Origin of the sequence: Parvibaculum sedimenti (genome assembly GCF_009184905.1) — a bacterium.
In the GTDB taxonomy this organism is placed as follows: Bacteria; Pseudomonadota; Alphaproteobacteria; order Parvibaculales; family Parvibaculaceae; genus Parvibaculum; species Parvibaculum sedimenti.
This window is the reverse complement of record NZ_WESC01000003.1, coordinates 46416-62519: the sequence shown is the minus strand read 5'-3', so window position 1 is coordinate 62519 and position 16104 is coordinate 46416. Positions and strand designations below refer to the sequence as shown.

The following is a 16104-nucleotide window of genomic DNA, read 5'->3' as shown; positions in this document are numbered from 1 at the left end:
GATGATGAGAAGCTTTGAAGGCTGCCTTTTGCTTTGAGTTGTGCGAGACTCCAAAGCAACATGAGTGGATGGTCCTTGCTGATTTCTCCGATCGTTCCCGACGCCAGGGGCAACGGCCTTGCGCGGCGCGCATGGATGTGGGCGCACGAACTCTCGCGAGCGGGCGATCTCGTCACTCTTGTGATCGGCTCTGGAGATATAGCTCCTGCGTCTAACAAGCTGCCCGGTAGATTGGCAATCGTTCCGCCGGGTATTCGGCGCCCGAAATGGAAAAAGGCGATTGGCTGGAGCATGCCTGATCTGGCCGCGATCAGGCAGGCCTGCACAGCTTTTCCTGCCAGCATTCCAGATAGAGTTTTCGTTTTCCGTCTTGGCGTTGCCCCGGCGCTTGAGGGGCTTCCAACACCCTGGCTCGATCGCGTCGAGATCGATCTCGACGACTGGGAGTCGGCTCGCTGCTTCAGTAGCGCGAAACTCTCGCTGCGCAGCGGGTCGCTCTGGCGGGCCGCACAGTTTGTCGTCGGCGGGTTGTTCTATCGCAAGCGCGAACGATGGGCGCTGGAGAAATTTCCGGTGGTGCATATTTCCGCGCCGAACGACGCTGCGGCGTTGGGGGCTAGATCGGAACCGGGAAGGGTGCGCGCCACTCCAAGCCGGATCGCCGGTCCTGGCTGTCCGCTGGCCGATTGCCCGCCGAACGGTCGTCCTTCCATCCTGTTCGTCGGTACGCTCGGCTATCTGCCCAACCGCGACGCAGCCGACTGGCTGATGAAAGACATTCAGCCGCGTCTCGCGCGGAGCTTGCCCGGCGTCACCGTTACTGTTGCCGGCGACGCGCCCGAGCGCATAGGCGCACGCCTGATCGAGTCGGAACTCGACTGGAGGGGATATGTCCCTGATCTGCGTGATCTCTACCGGGAAGCGACAATCGCCATTGCGCCTCTGCGGGGCGGAAGCGGCACGAAGATCAAGATTCTGGAGGCGTGGTTCTATCGGCGGGCCGTCGTGGCGACGAGTCATGCCGTCCGGGGGCTCGGCGTCATCCCGGGGTGCCACGCTCTGGTTGCCGACACGACCGAGGAATTTGTCGATGCTTGCCGTCGCCTGATCGAGGATCGGGCGTTGCGGGAGAGAGTCGCCGCCGAAGGCCATGCGCTGTTCCTCGCGCACCACATGCTCTAGCCGGAGACCTTGCTTGATCCCCCGCATCATCCATCAGACCTGGAAAACGGACATCATTCCCGAGCAGTTCCGGGCGTGGTGCAGAACTTGGACAGAGATCAATCCCGGGTGGGAAAGGCAGGTATGGTCCGACCGTCGCCTGCTCGAGTTCGTAGCCGCGCAATATCCCGATTTTCTGGAGATCTATTGTTCTCTTCCGTCGGGCGTGATGCGCGCGGATGTGGGGCGCTACATGCTGCTGCATCACTTCGGCGGACTCTACGCGGATATCGACACCGAATGCCTCGGCACCCTCGATGCGCTTGCGGCGGAGAGGCGTGTTGTGCTGAGCCTCGAGCCATCGACGCATTGGCATCCGATTGCGAGCCAGCGCGGACTTCCATATCTCGTTTTCAACGGGATCATGGCGAGTCCTGCCGGTCATCCATTCTGGTTGCATGTTCTCGAACTGATGCGGAAGAATTCCCATGCTCGCAATGTTATCGATGCGACCGGCCCCTGTCTGCTGACCGCCGCGCAGCTCTCGTTTCCGGAGCCTTCCAGGATATGCGTTGCGCCATCGTCTCTGTTCAACGGTCGGGACCGGCACGGGAATGAACCTGACGGTGACAAGGGCACGGAACGCATCGCGCGCCATTACTGGGCCGGAAGCTGGTTGAAGAAGTCGCGCAAGCGGTCGGCCGCAAATATGCTGAAGCGGGAATTTCGGCGCCTGCGCCATTTGATGACGCGCGGTGAATTTCTGGATCCGGTTCGCGCCCGCGCATCGGTCGATCAGGCGGCCGTTGCTGCCTCTCCATCCACCGGCGAAAATCTTGCGATTCTCATTCCGCTTCGCGACGCCGCCGAGCATATCGAGCCGTGTCTCGCGCAAATATCGCGGCTCGATATTCCCGCCGAAAGGATCAAGCTCGTGTTCTGCGAAGGAGACAGCGTCGATGAAAGCTGGGAGCGTCTGAATGCGCTCGTTGCTCCGATGCGCTCGAAATATCGCGACGTGATCCTGCTGCGCAAAACGGTCGGCACGCGCTTTGTCCATGCGGAGCGTTGGAAGAATGCTGTTCAGCGAGAGCGCCGCAGCGGCATTGCAAAGGTTCGCAATCATTTGATCGATTGTGGCATCGACGCATCGGATGATTGGGTGTTGTGGATCGATGCCGATGTCTGGAAATATCCCTCCGATATCGTATCGAAGCTGAAGGCGACTGGTGCGCGCATCGCCGCACCTCATTGTGTGAAGCACCATGGCGGGCCCAGTTTCGACCAAAACACATTCATCACGGTCAATGCCGACCGCGATCACGCCTATTACCGCGATCTGAACGACGGGCTTTACATGCCGCCTGCGAACCGCGGCCGCAGGCTATTTCTCGACGATCTGAGGCATAGCGAGGTGGTACCGCTCGACTCGGTGGGGGGAACGATGCTCCTCGTCGATGCGGCACTGCACCGTGGCGGACTTCGTTTTCCCGAAGCGCCTTATGAGTATCTGATCGAGACTGAGGGCTTCGGGCGTCTCGCCAGAGACCTGGGTATCCGCATCGCCGGGCTGCCGAATGTCGAGGTTCTCCACGTTCCCTGGTGAGAGGCAGGGCGTTACCCGCTCTTTCTCCGCAAATGGGGCTTTGCGTCGGGGCTCAAATATCCTATTTAACAACCAATAAGATGGGTACCGCGATTAATAACTATAATTTACTGTAAATAAGGCCCGCTTGGCGGGAAGAATGCAGATGCTCGACGAACTCATTGCCATAGCGCTCAAGGCTGGTGCCGCGATCATGCCGATCTATGAGCGGCTCGATGCCGCTTCGGTCGTGACCAAGGGGGACGGTTCGCCCGTCACCGCCGCCGACGAGGCCGCCGAAGTGGTGATCCTTGCCGAGCTTGCCCGGGTCGCGCCGGGTATTCCGGTGGTCGCCGAGGAGTCGGTCGCCGCCGGCAAATGCCCTGCAACGGGCAGCCGCTTCTTTCTGGTCGATCCGCTCGATGGCACCAAGGAGTTCATCAACCGCAACGGCGAGTTCACGGTCAATATCGCGCTGATCGAGAATGGCCGTCCGGTGCTCGGCGTCGTCTACGCACCGGCCATTGGCGACATCTATGCAGGCGGCGAGGGCCAGGGCGCGCGCGCGGCCAAGGTCGAGAACGGCGTCGTCGGCCCGTGGCGGAAGATTGCCGTGCGTCCTTGCCCCCGTTCCGGCATCAGCGTGCTCGCCAGCCGCTCGCATCTCACCGACGAGACGAAAGCCTTCGTCGAGAAATTCTCCGTCGCCGATTTCGTCTCCGCCGGATCGTCGCTGAAATTCTGCAAGCTCGCAGCGGGCGAAGCCGATCTTTACCCCCGGCTCGGCCGGACGATGGAATGGGATACGGCGGCAGGCGATGCGGTTCTCCGCGCGGCGGCTGGCGGCGTAATGACGATGGACGGCAAACCGCTTGCCTATGGCAAGCGCAATCAGGCGGAGGATGTCGATTTTGCAAACCCGTGGTTTGTCGCCGCAGGCAACTTCGACCCCTTTGCCGACGTAACCGAATAATGCGCGTAGACGAGGTATCTGCAATGTCTCCCGATCGGAAGTCTCATCTGAAAAGGTTGGAGGATGAGAGCATTCACATCATCCGCGAGGTTGCGTCCGAGTTCCGCAATCCGGTGATGCTCTATTCGATCGGCAAGGACAGCTCGGTCATGCTGCACCTCGCCGCGAAAGCATTTTATCCCGCGCCGCCGCCTTTCCCGCTGATGCATGTCGACACGACATGGAAGTTCCGCGAGATGATCCGCTTTCGTGACGAGACGGCGAAGCGCCTGGGCTTCAACCTCATCGTTCATACGAACCAGGATGGGCTCGCGCAAAACATCAATCCGTTCGATCACGGCTCGTCCTACTACACGAATGTGATGAAGACGGATGCGCTGAAGCAGGCGCTGACGAAATACGGCTTCGACGCCGCTTTCGGCGGCGCGCGCCGCGACGAGGAAAAGTCGCGCGCAAAGGAGCGTATCTTTTCGTTCCGTACCGCCAATCATGGCTGGGATCCGAAGAAGCAGCGCCCGGAACTCTGGAACATCTACAACACGCGCGTCGCGCCGGGCGAGTCGATCCGCGTCTTCCCGATCTCGAACTGGACCGAGCTCGACATCTGGCAATATATCATGCTCGAGGACATTCCGATCGTTCCGCTCTACTACGCGGCAATGCGCCCCGTGGTCGAGCGTGGGGGCCAGCTCATCATGGTTGATGACGAGCGCCTGCCTCTGGAGCCCGGCGAGGTTCCGCAGGAAAGACTCGTGCGCTTCCGCACGCTGGGCTGCTATCCGCTGACGGCTGCCATCGAAAGCGACGCCGCAACGCTGCCCGAGATCGTGCGCGAAATGCTGGTCGCGCGGACGTCGGAGCGTTCGGGCCGCCTCATCGACCATGACGAGGCCGGCTCGATGGAGAAGAAGAAGCGCGAGGGGTATTTCTGATGAGTGAGGCCGCTGAAAATCTCTCCGCGCAGGATCTGATCGCGTACCTTGCCCAGCAGGAAAACAAGACCCTGCTGCGCTTCCTGACCTGCGGCTCCGTGGATGACGGCAAGTCGACGCTGATCGGCCGTCTTCTCTATGACACGAAACTTCTCTTCGACGACCAGCTTGCAACGCTGGAACGCGACAGCAAGAAGCATGGCACGGTGGGCGAAGATATCGACTTCGCGCTGCTGGTCGATGGCCTCGAGGCCGAGCGTGAGCAGGGCATTACCATCGATGTCGCCTATCGCTTCTTCACGACCGACAAGCGCAAGTTCATCGTCGCCGACACGCCGGGGCACGAGCAATATACGCGCAACATGGCGACCGGCGCATCGACCGCCGATCTCGCCATTCTGCTCGTCGATGCGCGCAAGGGCATCCTGACGCAGACGCGCCGTCATGCCTTCATCGCCTCGCTGCTCGGCATTCGCCATGTCGTTGTTGCCGTGAACAAGATCGACCTTGTCGATTATTCACAGGACATCTTCGAGAAGATCCGCGACGACTTCGCGGAGTTCGCGCGCAATTTCGGTTTCAAGCAAATCGTCGCGATCCCGCTTTCTGCGCGTTTCGGCGATAACGTTATTGCACGTTCGGAGCGCACACCTTGGTACAAGGGACCCACGCTTCTCGACCATCTCGAAACGGTCGAGGTGGAAGACGAGCAGCTTGCGAAGCCTTTCCGCATGGCGGTGCAGTGGGTCAACCGGCCCAATCTCGATTTCCGCGGTTTCTCGGGCACCATTGCGAGCGGCACGGTGCGTCCCGGCGATCGCATCGTCGTTGCCGCATCGGGCAGGACGAGCACGGTCGCGCGCATTGTCACGGCGGACGGCGATCTGGATGTCGCGGGCGCAGGCGATGCGGTGACGCTGACGCTTGCCGACGAGATCGATATTTCGCGCGGCGATCTTCTCGTTGCCGCTACCGACCAGCCTGAAGTGGCGGACCAGTTCGCGGCACATGTGATCTGGATGCATGAGGATCATCTGCTGCCGGGCCGTCCCTATCTCGTCAAGATCGGCACCAGGACGGTGACGGCGCAGGTGACGGAGATCAAGCACAAGATCGACGTCAACACGCTTGACCATCTGGCGGCGAAGGAACTCGGGCTCAATGAGGTCGCCGTATGCAACTTCTCGCTGTCGCAGCCTGTCGGTTTCGATGCCTACACGGCCAATCGCGAAACGGGCGCCTTCATCATCATCGACCGCCTGAGCAATGCGACGGTTGGCGCTGGCATGATCATGTTCGGCCTTCGTCGCGCGACGAACATTCACTTGCAGGCGCTCGACGTGAACAAGGCTGCGCGCGCAAACCTCAAGGGCCAGAAGCCGGTCATCCTCTGGTTCACCGGTCTTTCAGGCGCGGGCAAGTCGACCATCGCGAACATTGTCGAGAAATACCTGCTCGCGCAGGGTCGCCACACCTACATGCTCGACGGCGACAATGTGCGTCACGGTCTCAACCGCGATCTCGGTTTCACCGAAGCCGATCGCGTGGAGAATATCCGCCGCGTCGCGGAAGTCTCGAAGCTGATGATCGATGCGGGTCTGATTGTGCTCGTTTCCTTCATCTCGCCGTTCCGCGCGGAGCGCCGCATGGCGCGCGAACTGGTGGAGGAGGGAGAGTTCATCGAGGTATTCTGCGACACCCCGCTCGCCATCGCCGAAAGCCGCGACCCGAAGGGCCTTTACAAAAAGGCGCGGGCCGGGCAGATCAAGAATTTTACCGGCATCGACTCGCCTTATGAGCCACCGGAGAACCCCGAGATCAGGCTCGAATCCGGCACAAAGTCGGTCGAGCTGCTGGCGGAAGAAGTGATCGCGTTGCTGCGCTCGCGCGGCGTCATCGTCTGAAAAAGATTGCGGCTCGCATTCACCCGAATGCGAGCCGCAAAACAATGCGTATTTATCAGGCGTCGAGGAAACCCTCGAGGCGCTTGCGGATGATCACGGTCGCCTCGCTCATGATCCGATCGATCAGTTCCTTCACAGTCGGAATGTCGTGGATGAGGCCGGCGACCATGCCGCAGCTCCAGGCGCCCGCGTCCATGTCGCCCTTCTGCATGACGCGCGGATAGACGCCGCCGACCAGCTCGCGAATATCCTCAATGCCGAGGCCTTCGCCCTTGGCATGCTCGATAGCGACGATCTTTTCGACTGCCGCATTGGTGAGAACGCGCTCGGTGTTACGGAGATTTCGCATGATGAGGCGCGTATCGAGTTCGGAAGCGGCGACGATCGCCTTCTTCACATTCTCATGCACGGGCGCTTCCCTGGTCGCGATGAAGCGCGTGCCCATGTTCATGCCTTCGGCACCGAGCGCCAGCGCCGCAACGAGGCTGCGCGCATCGGCCATGCCGCCCGAAGCGACGAAGGGAATCTTCAGCTCTTCCGCAGCGCGCGGCAGCAGGATCATGTTCGGCACATCGTCTTCGCCCGGATGGCCGCCGCATTCGAAGCCGTCGACGCTAACCGCGTCGCATCCGATCTTCTCGGCCTTCAGCGAGTGGCGCACCGAGGTGCATTTGTGGATGACCTTGATGCCGGCCGCCTTGAGCTGCGGCATGTATTGCTCGGGACTGCGGCCCGCCGTTTCCACCGCCTTCACGCCGCCCTGAATGATCGCATCAATATATTCGGGATAGGGCGGGTTGGCGAAGCCCGGCAGGAAGGTGAGGTTCACGCCGAAGGGCTTGTCGGTCATCTCGCGACAGCGCGCGATTTCCTTCGCCAGCAATTCGGGCGTCTGCTGCGTCAGACCGGTGATGATGCCGAGTCCACCGGCATTCGACACGGCGGACGCCATTTCCGCGAGCCCGACGAAATGCATGCCCCCCTGGATGATCGGGTGCTTGATCCCGAAAAGTTCGGTGATGCGCGTCTTCATAATTATGCTCCTCGTCGTTTTCCTGGCGGTATGTCACCGCGTTCTGATTCCTACCTTAAGTTCATTCTTCGAACGCTCAAAAAGGTTTGGCGCGCCGTCCCGTGGACGCAGCGTCAGGGCCATCTTTAGGACCGGGTCAAAGCGGCAGTCGCCGGGAGCGCTGAATCGGCTGGTCCTGCGCCGCCGTCTGGCTAATCTATGCGGCAATCCGGCTGGGAGGCCGGCTTAGAGCAAAGATGCCCCAAGGCATTGGGCCGCTGAGATCTGCGGCAGGAGGAGGAACATATGAGCACAGCAGAAGCAAGCGCCGCATTTCCCGGCTACACGCGGGATACCATCGATGATCAGGTCGTCAACCCGGAGCTCTATGCCGATGAAGACGAGATCCATGCGCTCTTCACGACGCTCCGCAAGGAAGACCCCGTAAGGCTGATGAAGCCACGCGGCTTCCGGCCCTTCTGGTCGATCACCAAGCATGCCGACATTCAGGAGATCGAGCGCCAGAGCGACAAGTTCGTGAACCGCTTGCGCACCTATCTCTCGCCCGTCGAGGGCGAGGAATGGCTGAAGGCCACCGTGGGCGATACGCATCTTTTCCGCACACTGGTCGATCTCGACGATCCGATTCATTACAAGCTCAGGAACCTGACGCAGAGCTGGTTCATGCCGCCGAACCTCAAGAAGCTCGAAGAGCGGATCGCGGGGCTTGCGAAGGATCATGTCGACCGCATGCAGGACCTTGGCAGCGAATGCGACTTCGTGAAGGAGGTCGCGCTCTGGTATCCCCTACGCGTCATCATGCAGCTTCTCGGCGTGCCGAAGGAAGATGAACCCTTCATGCTGAAGATGACTCAGGAGATCTTCGGCCCCGGCGATCCCGATGTGACCGCCGCAACCGACCACAAGGGCGATGACGATACCGTCGTCTTCAGTGGCGAGCGCGGCCAGAGCGTCGATCTCGCGGCGACGGCCCAGGCGCTGTTCGACTATTTTGGCGCGATCACGGCGGATCGCCGCAAGAACCCGAAGGACGATGTGGCCAGCGTCATCGCCAACGGCATGATCGACGGCCAACTCATCGGCGACCGCGAAGCGATGAGCTACTACGTCATCGTCGCGACGGCGGGCCACGACACGACGAGTTCGGTGACGTCGGGCGGACTGCTTCAACTCATCAAGAACCCCGACCAGATGGCGAAGCTCAAGGGCGATCTCTCGCTGTTGCCGGGTGCAGTCGAGGAGTCGATCCGCTGGGTGACGCCGGTAAAGCACTTCATGCGCACCGCGATGGAGGACTACACGCTGCGCGGAAAGACCATCAAGGCGGGCGATGGCCTCTGCCTCCATTATCCGAGCGGAAACCGCGACGAGGAGGTCTTCGGCGAGCCCTTCAAGTTCAAGGTGGACCGCACGCCGAACCGCCAGATCGCCTTTGGTTATGGCGTTCACCTCTGCCTCGGCATGCATCTGGCGCGCATGGAAATCAAGGCGCTCTACAACGAGCTTCTGCCGCGCCTGAAGCACATCGAGCTGGCGGGCGAACCGAAAAACACGCGGGCGAATTTCGTCAGTGGGCTCAAGTCCATGCCGGTTCGCTACCGCTTCGCGTAAGAAAAGCGACAGGGAGAGAGAAGATGAAGATAACCGCCGCGGTGGCGCGCGCCGCCGATGCCGATTTCAGCATCGAGGAAGTCGAGATCGACGACCCGCGTGCCGACGAGATTCTCGTTCGCGTTGTAGGCGTCGGGCTTTGCCACACCGACCTCGTTTTCAAGGCGGCGGGGCTTCTCGGTCTTCCCGCAGTGCTCGGGCATGAGGGCTCGGGCATCGTCGAGAAAGTCGGGGCCAATGTCTCCAAGGTGAAGGCGGGTGACCGCGTTGCCATCACCTTCCGCTCCTGCGGCGAATGCGACCGCTGCCAGAAGGGTCAGCCTGCCTATTGCCGGACCATGCCGATGCTGAACTACATCGGCATGCGCCCGGACGGCACCAAGGCGCTGCACAAGGGCGGGGAGGATGTGTCGAGCAACTTCTTCGGCCAGTCCTCTTTCGCGACCTATTGCCTGACCTATGAGCGCAATGTGGTGAAGGTGCCGGAAGGTGTGCCGCTGGAACTCGTCGGTCCGCTCGGCTGCGGCGTGCAGACGGGCGCGGGTGGAATCATTCGTTCGCTCGCCTGCGAGAAGGGGTCGTCGGTGCTGATCCTTGGCGGCGGCGCCGTGGGCCTCAGCGCCGTCATGGGGGCCGTGGTGCAGGGCTGCGGCACCATCATCGTGCTCGAACCGCATGAGGCTCGTCGCAAAATAGCGATCGAACTCGGCGCGACACACACCATAGATCCGAAGGCCTCGCCCGATCTTGTCGCGGCGGTGAAGGAAATCCTGCCGCTCGGCGTCGATTATGCTTTCGACACGACCGGCATTCCCGCTGTGGTGAATGCGACCATGAATTGCCTCGGCTCGCATGGCGTCTTCGGCATTGTTGGCGTCTGCCCGCCCGGCACACCGGTTCCTGGCGATCTTTCGACTGTCATCACCTTCGGCCATACGATCAAAGGCATCATCGAAGGCGACAGCGATCCGGATGTCTTCATCCCGGAGATGGTCGAACTTTACAAGGCGGGACGGCTTCCCTTCGACAAGCTTATCCGCACCTATCCGCTCGCCGACATCAACAAGGCGATCGCGGACCAGCATCACGGCGATTGCGTCAAGGTCGTGCTGCTCACCGGTGCTTGAGAATGGGGAGGGCGCGGCTCTGGCGGCTGTGCCCTCGCAGCCCTACTTCGGTCCGTTTTCACGCAAAAAGCGCTTCGGCCCGCTGGCCTCAAACGCAATAAAATGGCGGTTTTCCGCCAGTCCCGCAGGTGCGACGCGATAGACCTTTCTTCCGCCGCAAAAATCGGGCACTTGTTTCAAGTCGCGTTTATGTTCCAGCACGATCCACATCGATGGCGCATGCTTCCGACACCGGCGCGGGCTGAACTGCGCGGGTTCCAGATACCTGTCGTCGGCTGCGTACCGCTCGACAATGCGCGTCATGAGGCGCGTGAACAGGAGATGCGACCATGACGGCGCAGGATGAACGCGCGGCCCCGCGCCTTGATGCGGGCCGCTTGGCGCGTCTGCTCAATCATTATCGTGATGCGAATACCGGGCGCGGAATCTTCGAACTTGCGGTCACGGCCGTGCCCTTCGTCATCGCCTGGGCCTTGATGGCGCTCGCCTTCTATCGCGGCTATATCTGGCTCTACGCGCTTCTGATGCTGCCTGCGGCCGGGTTTCTGGTTCGTCTGTTCCTCATTCAGCATGATTGCGGCCACGGCGCCTTCCTGCCGAACCGGACGGGAAACGACTGGGTCGGGCGTATCATCAGTGTGCTGACGCTGACCCCCTATGATCACTGGAAGCGCAGCCACGCCATTCATCACGCGACGGCCGGAAATCTAGACCGGCGTGGCATTGGCGATGTGGATACGCTGACAGTTGAGGAATATCTTGCGCGCTCGCGTTGGGGCCGCCTTCGCTACCGCTTCTATCGGCACCCCGTGGTCATGTTCGGCATTGGGCCGATGTATCTCTTCCTGGTGCAGAGCCGCGTGCCGCTCGGCTTCATGAGCAAGGGCTGGCGGCCCTGGTTAAGCGCCATGTCGACCAATCTTGCCGTTGCGGCAGCGGCGGGCCTGATGATCTGGGCCATGGGCTTCTGGCCGTTCCTCGCCATCCATCTCCCGGTCGTGCTTCTCGGCGCGACGGCGGGCGTCTGGCTCTTCTTCATCCAACACCAGTTCGAAGCGACACAATGGTCGAAGAGCGATAGCTGGAGCGTGCAGGACGCCGCGCTGCATGGCAGTTCCTATTACGAGCTGCCGCCTGTGTTGCGCTGGTTTTCGGCCAATATCGGCGTGCATCATGTGCATCACCTGTCGAGCCGCATTCCCTATTATCGCTTGCCGGAAGTGCTGCGCGACCATCCGGAACTGCGCGGTGTCGGTCGCGTGACGCTGCTGCAAAGCTTTAAATGCGTGAGCCTCGCGCTTTGGGACGAAAAGCGCCGTCAGCTCATCTCCTTCAGGGATTTGCGCCGGGAATATTCGGCGGCCTGAGCGCGTCGTAGCGTTCAGCCGCAACCTGCGGCCTGCCATAGAGCGGATGTCCGTCCGCGCGGCCACCATTCCCGCACACGTTGATGCAGGTCAATGTCGCGCGCCCACATTTCGGTTGCGATGCTTCCAAGGGCCATTCCGCTCCGATCTTGGTCGCCGCTCATGCCCACTCACAATCCCGATATCGCGCAAGCGCTGGACGATGTCGCCGATCTTCTTGAGCTGCAGAATGCCAATCCCTTTCGCGTGCGCGCTTATCGAAATGCGTCCCGCGTCATTCGTGGCCTCGGCACGGAAGTCTCCGTCATGCTTCAGCGCGGCGACGATCTGGCTGAGCTTCCAGGCATAGGCGATGACCTTGCCGAGAAGATCGCGACGCTCGCGAAGTCCGGTCATTTGCCGCTGCTTGATCGCTTACGGAAGGATATTCCCGCCGTCGCGACCGAGTTGCTGAAACTTCCGGGTCTCGGGCCGAAGCGTGTGCGCGTTCTCTGTGAGGAACTCGACCTCCACAATGTCGAACAGTTGCATCGCGCTTTGCTGGATGGGCGGGTTCGCGCATTGCCCAGCTTTGGGGCCGCGAGCGAGACGAAGCTCCTTCATGCTGTCGAGGCGCGTAGCAAAGCGCCGGCGCGGCTGAAGCTTGCACTTGCCGAAGGCTATGTGGAGCCCTTGCTCGACTGGCTGCGTGGCGCAGCCGGCATAGACCAACTTATCGTCGCGGGCAGCTATCGCCGTTGCCGGGAGACAGTTGGAGATATCGACATTCTGGCCACGGCGCCAAAGGGCGAGCCGGTGGTGGCGCGGTTTACTGCATATGAAGAAGTCGGGAGGGTCATGGCGGCCGGCTCCACGCGGGCGACCGTCGCCCTGAAGTCAGGTCTTCAGGTCGATCTGCGTGTCGTGCTGCCAGAGAGCTATGGTGCGGCCCTCCATTATTTTACGGGCAGCAAGGCTCACAACATTGCTATCCGCAGGATCGGCCAGAAGCGCGGGCTGAAGATCAATGAGTATGGCGTCTTTCGTGGCCAGAAGCGCATAGCCGGGAGAACGGAAAAAGAGGTCTACGGCGCCGTCGATCTGCCCTATATCGAGCCCGAGCTTCGCGAGAATCGTGGGGAGATCGAGGCGGCGGCAGCGGGAACGCTTCCACACCTCATTGAGCTTGCGGATCTGCGCGGTGACCTCCACGCACATACGAATGCGACGGACGGCCATGAAACGCTCGCCGAAATGGCGGAGGCGGCCCGGGCGCTTGGTCTCGAATATCTTGCTATCACCGATCACTCACGTCATCTCGCGATGACGCACGGGCTCGATCCCAGGCGGCTGATGAGGCAGGGCGAGGCGATCGACCGCATCAATGCCGAAAAGTCCGGTATCACGCTGCTCAAGGGTATCGAGGTCGACATTCTCGAAGACGGAGCGCTCGATCTGCCCGACGAAGTGCTCGGCCATCTCGATTTCGTGACCGGCGCGGTGCATAGCCAGTTCGGCCTTTCGCGGGCGAAACAGACCGAGCGGATTCTCCGCGCCTTGGAGCATCCGCATTTCACCGTTCTGGCGCATCCGACCGGCAGGCTCATCGAAGAGCGCGAACCCTATGATGTCGATATGCCGAGGATCATTCGCGCGGCGAAGGAGCGCGGTTGCTTTCTCGAATTGAACGCCCATCCGGACCGGCTGGACCTGACGGATATTCACTGCCGTCTGGCGAAGGAGGAGGGGGTGCTGCTCAGCATCGGCACAGATTCGCACCGGGCACAGGATCTTGCGAACCTGCGCTTCGGTGTGGCGCAGGCGAGGCGCGGCTGGCTTGAAAAGAACGACGTGCTGAACACGCGCTCTCTCAAGGCGCTGCGGCCGCTTCTCGCCCGCACGATGCGCTAGGTGGCCTAGTCCGCGACGAAGCTCGTCATCACATCGCCAAGTCCATGATCGAAGCGGGCGATGACGTCGTCGCCTGCCTTGACGGGGAAGGCGCGGACGAAGGAGCCGGTGAGGATCACATGACCGGGCTCGAAGGTGACGCCGAACTCGCCGAGCTTGTTTGCGAGCCAGGCGACCGAGGTCACCGGATTACCCAGAACGGCGGAGGCCAGGCCTTCCTGCTCGACCTTGCCATTGTTGATGATCGAACCTTTCACGCGGCGAACGTCAATGGTTTCAAGCGGGCGCGGATTGGCACCGAGCACGACCGCGCCGCAGGCGGCGAGATCCGCCACCGTGTCGATGAGGTTCATTCCCGGCTCGCGTGCGAGGCGGAAATCGACGATCTCAATGGCGGGCAGAACGAAGTCCGTCGCGCGGATCACGTCAACCGGCAGGATGCCAGGCCCCTTCAGCGCGTGTTTCATCACAAAGGCGATTTCGATTTCGATCATCGGCGCGAAAAAGCGCGAGGCCGGGATCGGCGTGTCTTCCGGAATGAAGAGATCGTCGGTCATGGCGCTGAAATCGGGCTCGGTCGATCCGGCCATTTCCTGCATGGGCTTCGAGGTAAGTCCCACCTTGTAGCCCTTGATGCGCGCACCGGCCTTAACCTGCCGCGCGACGAATTCCTCCTGAATGCGATAGGAGTCTTCCACCGTAATGCCCGGATAGGTCTTGGTGAGAAGACGGATAGGCTGGCGCGTCTCGTAAACGCGGAAAAGGTCATCGACGATCTTGCTGCGCGTCGCTTGGTCGAGCATGTCAGTTTCCTTTCGCGGCGGCGCGGACCGTTTCGAGATCCATGCGGGTGGCCATGGTGAGGGCGGCGATATCCGTGGTGACGGAAATCATCTGGAAGCCTTGCGTAATGCGGAGCGGCGCAACCTTCGAATTGGAAAGCACAGCGGTTGCGACGCCTGCCTTCTTCGCGGCGGCGGCTACCTTGCCGATGGCGGCATCGAATGCGGGCTTGCCGTCATTGTCCCCCGGCGGAAGGCCGAGTGCGACCGAAAGGTCGAATGGACCAACGAACAGCGCATCGACGCCCGGCACCGCCGCGATTTCCTCGACGGCGGCGAGCGCTTCAGCAGTCTCGATCATCGGGATGACGGCGACGCGGGAATTGGCCTCCATGAAATAGCCGGGACCATCGCGCATTCCAACGCGAACCGGGCCGAAGCTGCGGCGGCCCATGGGCGGATAGAGGCAGGCATCGACGGCTTTCCTGGCGTCTTCGACCGTCTGGATCATCGGAATGACGACGCCAAGCGCGCCCGCGTCGAGAACGCGGCCGATGATGCCCGGATCGTTCCAGGGCACACGGACGATCGGGATGGCGGATGTGAGATCGATGGCGCGGATCATGGAAAGCACCGTCTCGTAGTCCATGCAGCCATGCTGCATGTCGATGAGCACCCAATCGAAGCCGTTACGCGCCAAAGCCTCGGCGGAGAGCGCGCCGGGCATCATGCACCAGGCGCCAAGCGTTACTTCTCCCGCGCGCCAGCGGGCCTTCAAGGCAGCAGCCATGACAAACCTCCCCAGTCGTCCGCGTGAAGCCGCGGAGCGTTTCATAACTGAGTGTCATCATAAATGATGAAAGTCAATATGTCGGTGAGGTGGGTGTCGCCTAATGAGCGACGATTCCCTCAATGGCGCATTCGAGCCGTGGGCGCAGCCGGTTGATGAACTGCCTCCTGGTGGCGAGGCCACCCAACCAGCCGAGAAGGCCTATGTAGTAGATGGCAAAGAAGCTTTCTGCCACGAGCAGTGGATCGATGTCCTGACGCAGCTTACCGGTCTTTTGGCCCGCGATGACGAGATCCGCGATCCCGCCATAGATGACTTGCATCAACGCCTGGAGATCGGATCGCCGGGAGGAATTCTCTGGCGGCACCGTGATCTCCCTGATGAGGGCCTTGGCGAGGTCCAGGTCTTGGGCGTGATAGACGATCATCGTGTCGAAGACATGCATGAGCTGATCGATCAGACTCGACCCTGCGGGCTGCTTCCCGAAGGCGGCTTGCGAGGTCGCGATCATCTCGTCCTTGAAGACCATGACGAGCAGGTCTTCCTTCGACTTCGCATAGAGGAAGAGGGTACCCGTTCCGATATCGGCCTTCTCGGCGATTTCCTGCGTGGTCGTCTCGGCGAATCCCTTGGTGCCGAAGAGCTCCTTGGCGGCCTCGACGATTCGGGCGAGCTTCTCCTGCTTGTTCCGCTCCCGCCGTCCGGTGGGCGCGGATTCGTGCTTATTCTCCGCACCCGCGTGCGCAACTGAAGTCCGCTTTTCCTTACGCTCCACCACTGTTCGCCGCCTCTCCGTACAGACAGATTCATCAAGCACACCATGTCGGTTGAACCGGCATTGTCAATGCGCCCGGTCGTGGGCCGCTCGCCTCACTTGACAGGCGGTTCGCAGTCTATAATCTGAGTGTAGTCATAAATGAGAACCGTCACAACAGCCGCGTCGCGGCGA

The 16104-nt window shown here is 61.3% G+C and carries 14 protein-coding genes; 9 read left to right on the top strand and 5 right to left on the bottom strand.

The features are described from left to right. The first annotated feature begins 60 nt into the window (after window positions 1-60). The 5 genes from F2P47_RS03840 (at window position 61) to cysN (ending at window position 6555) form a co-directional block, all read left to right on the top strand. Entirely contained in the window at window positions 61-1182 is a 1122-nt protein-coding gene (locus tag F2P47_RS03840; RefSeq protein WP_152214851.1) for a glycosyltransferase, read from the top strand. A gap of 13 nt (window positions 1183-1195) precedes the next feature. After that, window positions 1196-2767: a glycosyltransferase gene (locus tag F2P47_RS03835; protein WP_152214850.1), complete on the top strand. Its 1572-nt coding sequence runs from the start codon at window positions 1196-1198 to the stop codon at window positions 2765-2767. Window positions 2768-2912: 145 nt separating this feature from the next. Then, window positions 2913-3719 carry a 3'(2'),5'-bisphosphate nucleotidase CysQ gene (cysQ, locus tag F2P47_RS03830; RefSeq protein WP_152215062.1) on the top strand — a complete coding sequence of 269 codons (807 nt, stop codon included), beginning with the start codon at window positions 2913-2915 and terminating at the stop codon, window positions 3717-3719. A 23-nt stretch (window positions 3720-3742) separates the two neighbouring features. Continuing rightward, complete coding sequence (cysD, locus tag F2P47_RS03825) at window positions 3743-4651, top strand: sulfate adenylyltransferase subunit CysD (RefSeq protein ID WP_152214849.1); 909 nt, start codon at window positions 3743-3745, stop codon at window positions 4649-4651. Continuing rightward, window positions 4651-6555, top strand: a complete 1905-nt coding sequence (cysN, locus tag F2P47_RS03820) for a sulfate adenylyltransferase subunit CysN (protein WP_152214848.1) — start codon at window positions 4651-4653, stop codon at window positions 6553-6555. Before cysD ends, cysN begins: the two co-directional genes overlap by 1 nt. Window positions 6556-6610: 55 nt before the next feature. Here the strand turns inward: cysN and F2P47_RS03815 are convergent, their stop codons facing one another. Then, window positions 6611-7588: an NAD(P)H-dependent flavin oxidoreductase gene (locus tag F2P47_RS03815; RefSeq protein WP_152214847.1), complete on the bottom strand. Its 978-nt coding sequence runs from the start codon at window positions 7586-7588 to the stop codon at window positions 6611-6613. Window positions 7589-7873: 285 nt separating this feature from the next. On the opposite strand from F2P47_RS03815, the gene F2P47_RS03810 reads away from it, so the two are divergent. Continuing rightward, a complete protein-coding gene (locus tag F2P47_RS03810) occupies window positions 7874-9199 on the top strand; it encodes a cytochrome P450 (protein ID WP_152214846.1) in 1326 nt (441 codons plus the stop codon). 23 nt (window positions 9200-9222) lie between these two features. Next, window positions 9223-10326, top strand: coding sequence for an NAD(P)-dependent alcohol dehydrogenase (locus F2P47_RS03805; RefSeq protein WP_152214845.1), 1104 nt, complete (start codon window positions 9223-9225; stop codon window positions 10324-10326). A 42-nt stretch (window positions 10327-10368) separates the two neighbouring features. Here the strand turns inward: F2P47_RS03805 and F2P47_RS17595 are convergent, their stop codons facing one another. Further along, window positions 10369-10536, bottom strand: coding sequence for a hypothetical protein (locus F2P47_RS17595; protein ID WP_185680930.1), 168 nt, complete (start codon window positions 10534-10536; stop codon window positions 10369-10371). A 119-nt stretch (window positions 10537-10655) separates the two neighbouring features. Here F2P47_RS17595 and F2P47_RS03800 point away from each other — a divergent pair, with 119 nt between their 5' ends. Beyond that, complete coding sequence (locus tag F2P47_RS03800; RefSeq protein ID WP_152214844.1) at window positions 10656-11693, top strand: fatty acid desaturase; 1038 nt, start codon at window positions 10656-10658, stop codon at window positions 11691-11693. A gap of 162 nt (window positions 11694-11855) precedes the next feature. Beyond that, window positions 11856-13583 carry a DNA polymerase/3'-5' exonuclease PolX gene (polX, locus tag F2P47_RS03795; RefSeq protein WP_152214843.1) on the top strand — a complete coding sequence of 576 codons (1728 nt, stop codon included), beginning with the start codon at window positions 11856-11858 and terminating at the stop codon, window positions 13581-13583. 5 nt (window positions 13584-13588) lie between these two features. Here the strand turns inward: polX and F2P47_RS03790 are convergent, their stop codons facing one another. The 3 genes from F2P47_RS03790 to F2P47_RS03780 form a co-directional block, all read right to left on the bottom strand. Beyond that, on the bottom strand, window positions 13589-14386 hold the full coding sequence (locus tag F2P47_RS03790) for a 2-keto-4-pentenoate hydratase (RefSeq protein WP_152214842.1): 798 nt from the start codon (window positions 14384-14386) through the stop codon (window positions 13589-13591). Window position 14387: 1 nt separating this feature from the next. Next, on the bottom strand, window positions 14388-15155 hold the full coding sequence (locus F2P47_RS03785) for an HpcH/HpaI aldolase family protein (protein ID WP_152214841.1): 768 nt from the start codon (window positions 15153-15155) through the stop codon (window positions 14388-14390). A gap of 100 nt (window positions 15156-15255) precedes the next feature. Continuing rightward, window positions 15256-15933, bottom strand: a complete 678-nt coding sequence (locus F2P47_RS03780) for a TetR/AcrR family transcriptional regulator (RefSeq protein ID WP_204886501.1) — start codon at window positions 15931-15933, stop codon at window positions 15256-15258. Window positions 15934-16104: the final 171 nt, after the last annotated feature.

Bases quoted from the DNA above. Each gene is read 5' to 3' on its own strand.
- cysN (WP_152214848.1), top strand. From the start codon at position 4,651: ATGAGTGAGGCCGCTGAAAATCTCTCCGCGCAGGATCTGATCGCGTAC.
- polX (WP_152214843.1), top strand. From the start codon at position 11,856: ATGCCCACTCACAATCCCGATATCGCGCAAGCGCTGGACGATGTCGCC.
- cysD (WP_152214849.1), top strand. From the start codon at position 3,743: ATGTCTCCCGATCGGAAGTCTCATCTGAAAAGGTTGGAGGATGAGAGC.
- F2P47_RS03805 (WP_152214845.1), top strand. From the start codon at position 9,223: ATGAAGATAACCGCCGCGGTGGCGCGCGCCGCCGATGCCGATTTCAGC.
- F2P47_RS03785 (WP_152214841.1), bottom strand. From the start codon at position 15,155: ATGGCTGCTGCCTTGAAGGCCCGCTGGCGCGCGGGAGAAGTAACGCTT.
- F2P47_RS03840 (WP_152214851.1), top strand. From the start codon at position 61: ATGAGTGGATGGTCCTTGCTGATTTCTCCGATCGTTCCCGACGCCAGG.
- F2P47_RS03800 (WP_152214844.1), top strand. From the start codon at position 10,656: ATGACGGCGCAGGATGAACGCGCGGCCCCGCGCCTTGATGCGGGCCGC.
- cysQ (WP_152215062.1), top strand. From the start codon at position 2,913: ATGCTCGACGAACTCATTGCCATAGCGCTCAAGGCTGGTGCCGCGATC.
- F2P47_RS03815 (WP_152214847.1), bottom strand. From the start codon at position 7,588: ATGAAGACGCGCATCACCGAACTTTTCGGGATCAAGCACCCGATCATC.
- F2P47_RS03790 (WP_152214842.1), bottom strand. From the start codon at position 14,386: ATGCTCGACCAAGCGACGCGCAGCAAGATCGTCGATGACCTTTTCCGC.
- F2P47_RS17595 (WP_185680930.1), bottom strand. From the start codon at position 10,536: ATGTGGATCGTGCTGGAACATAAACGCGACTTGAAACAAGTGCCCGAT.
- F2P47_RS03810 (WP_152214846.1), top strand. From the start codon at position 7,874: ATGAGCACAGCAGAAGCAAGCGCCGCATTTCCCGGCTACACGCGGGAT.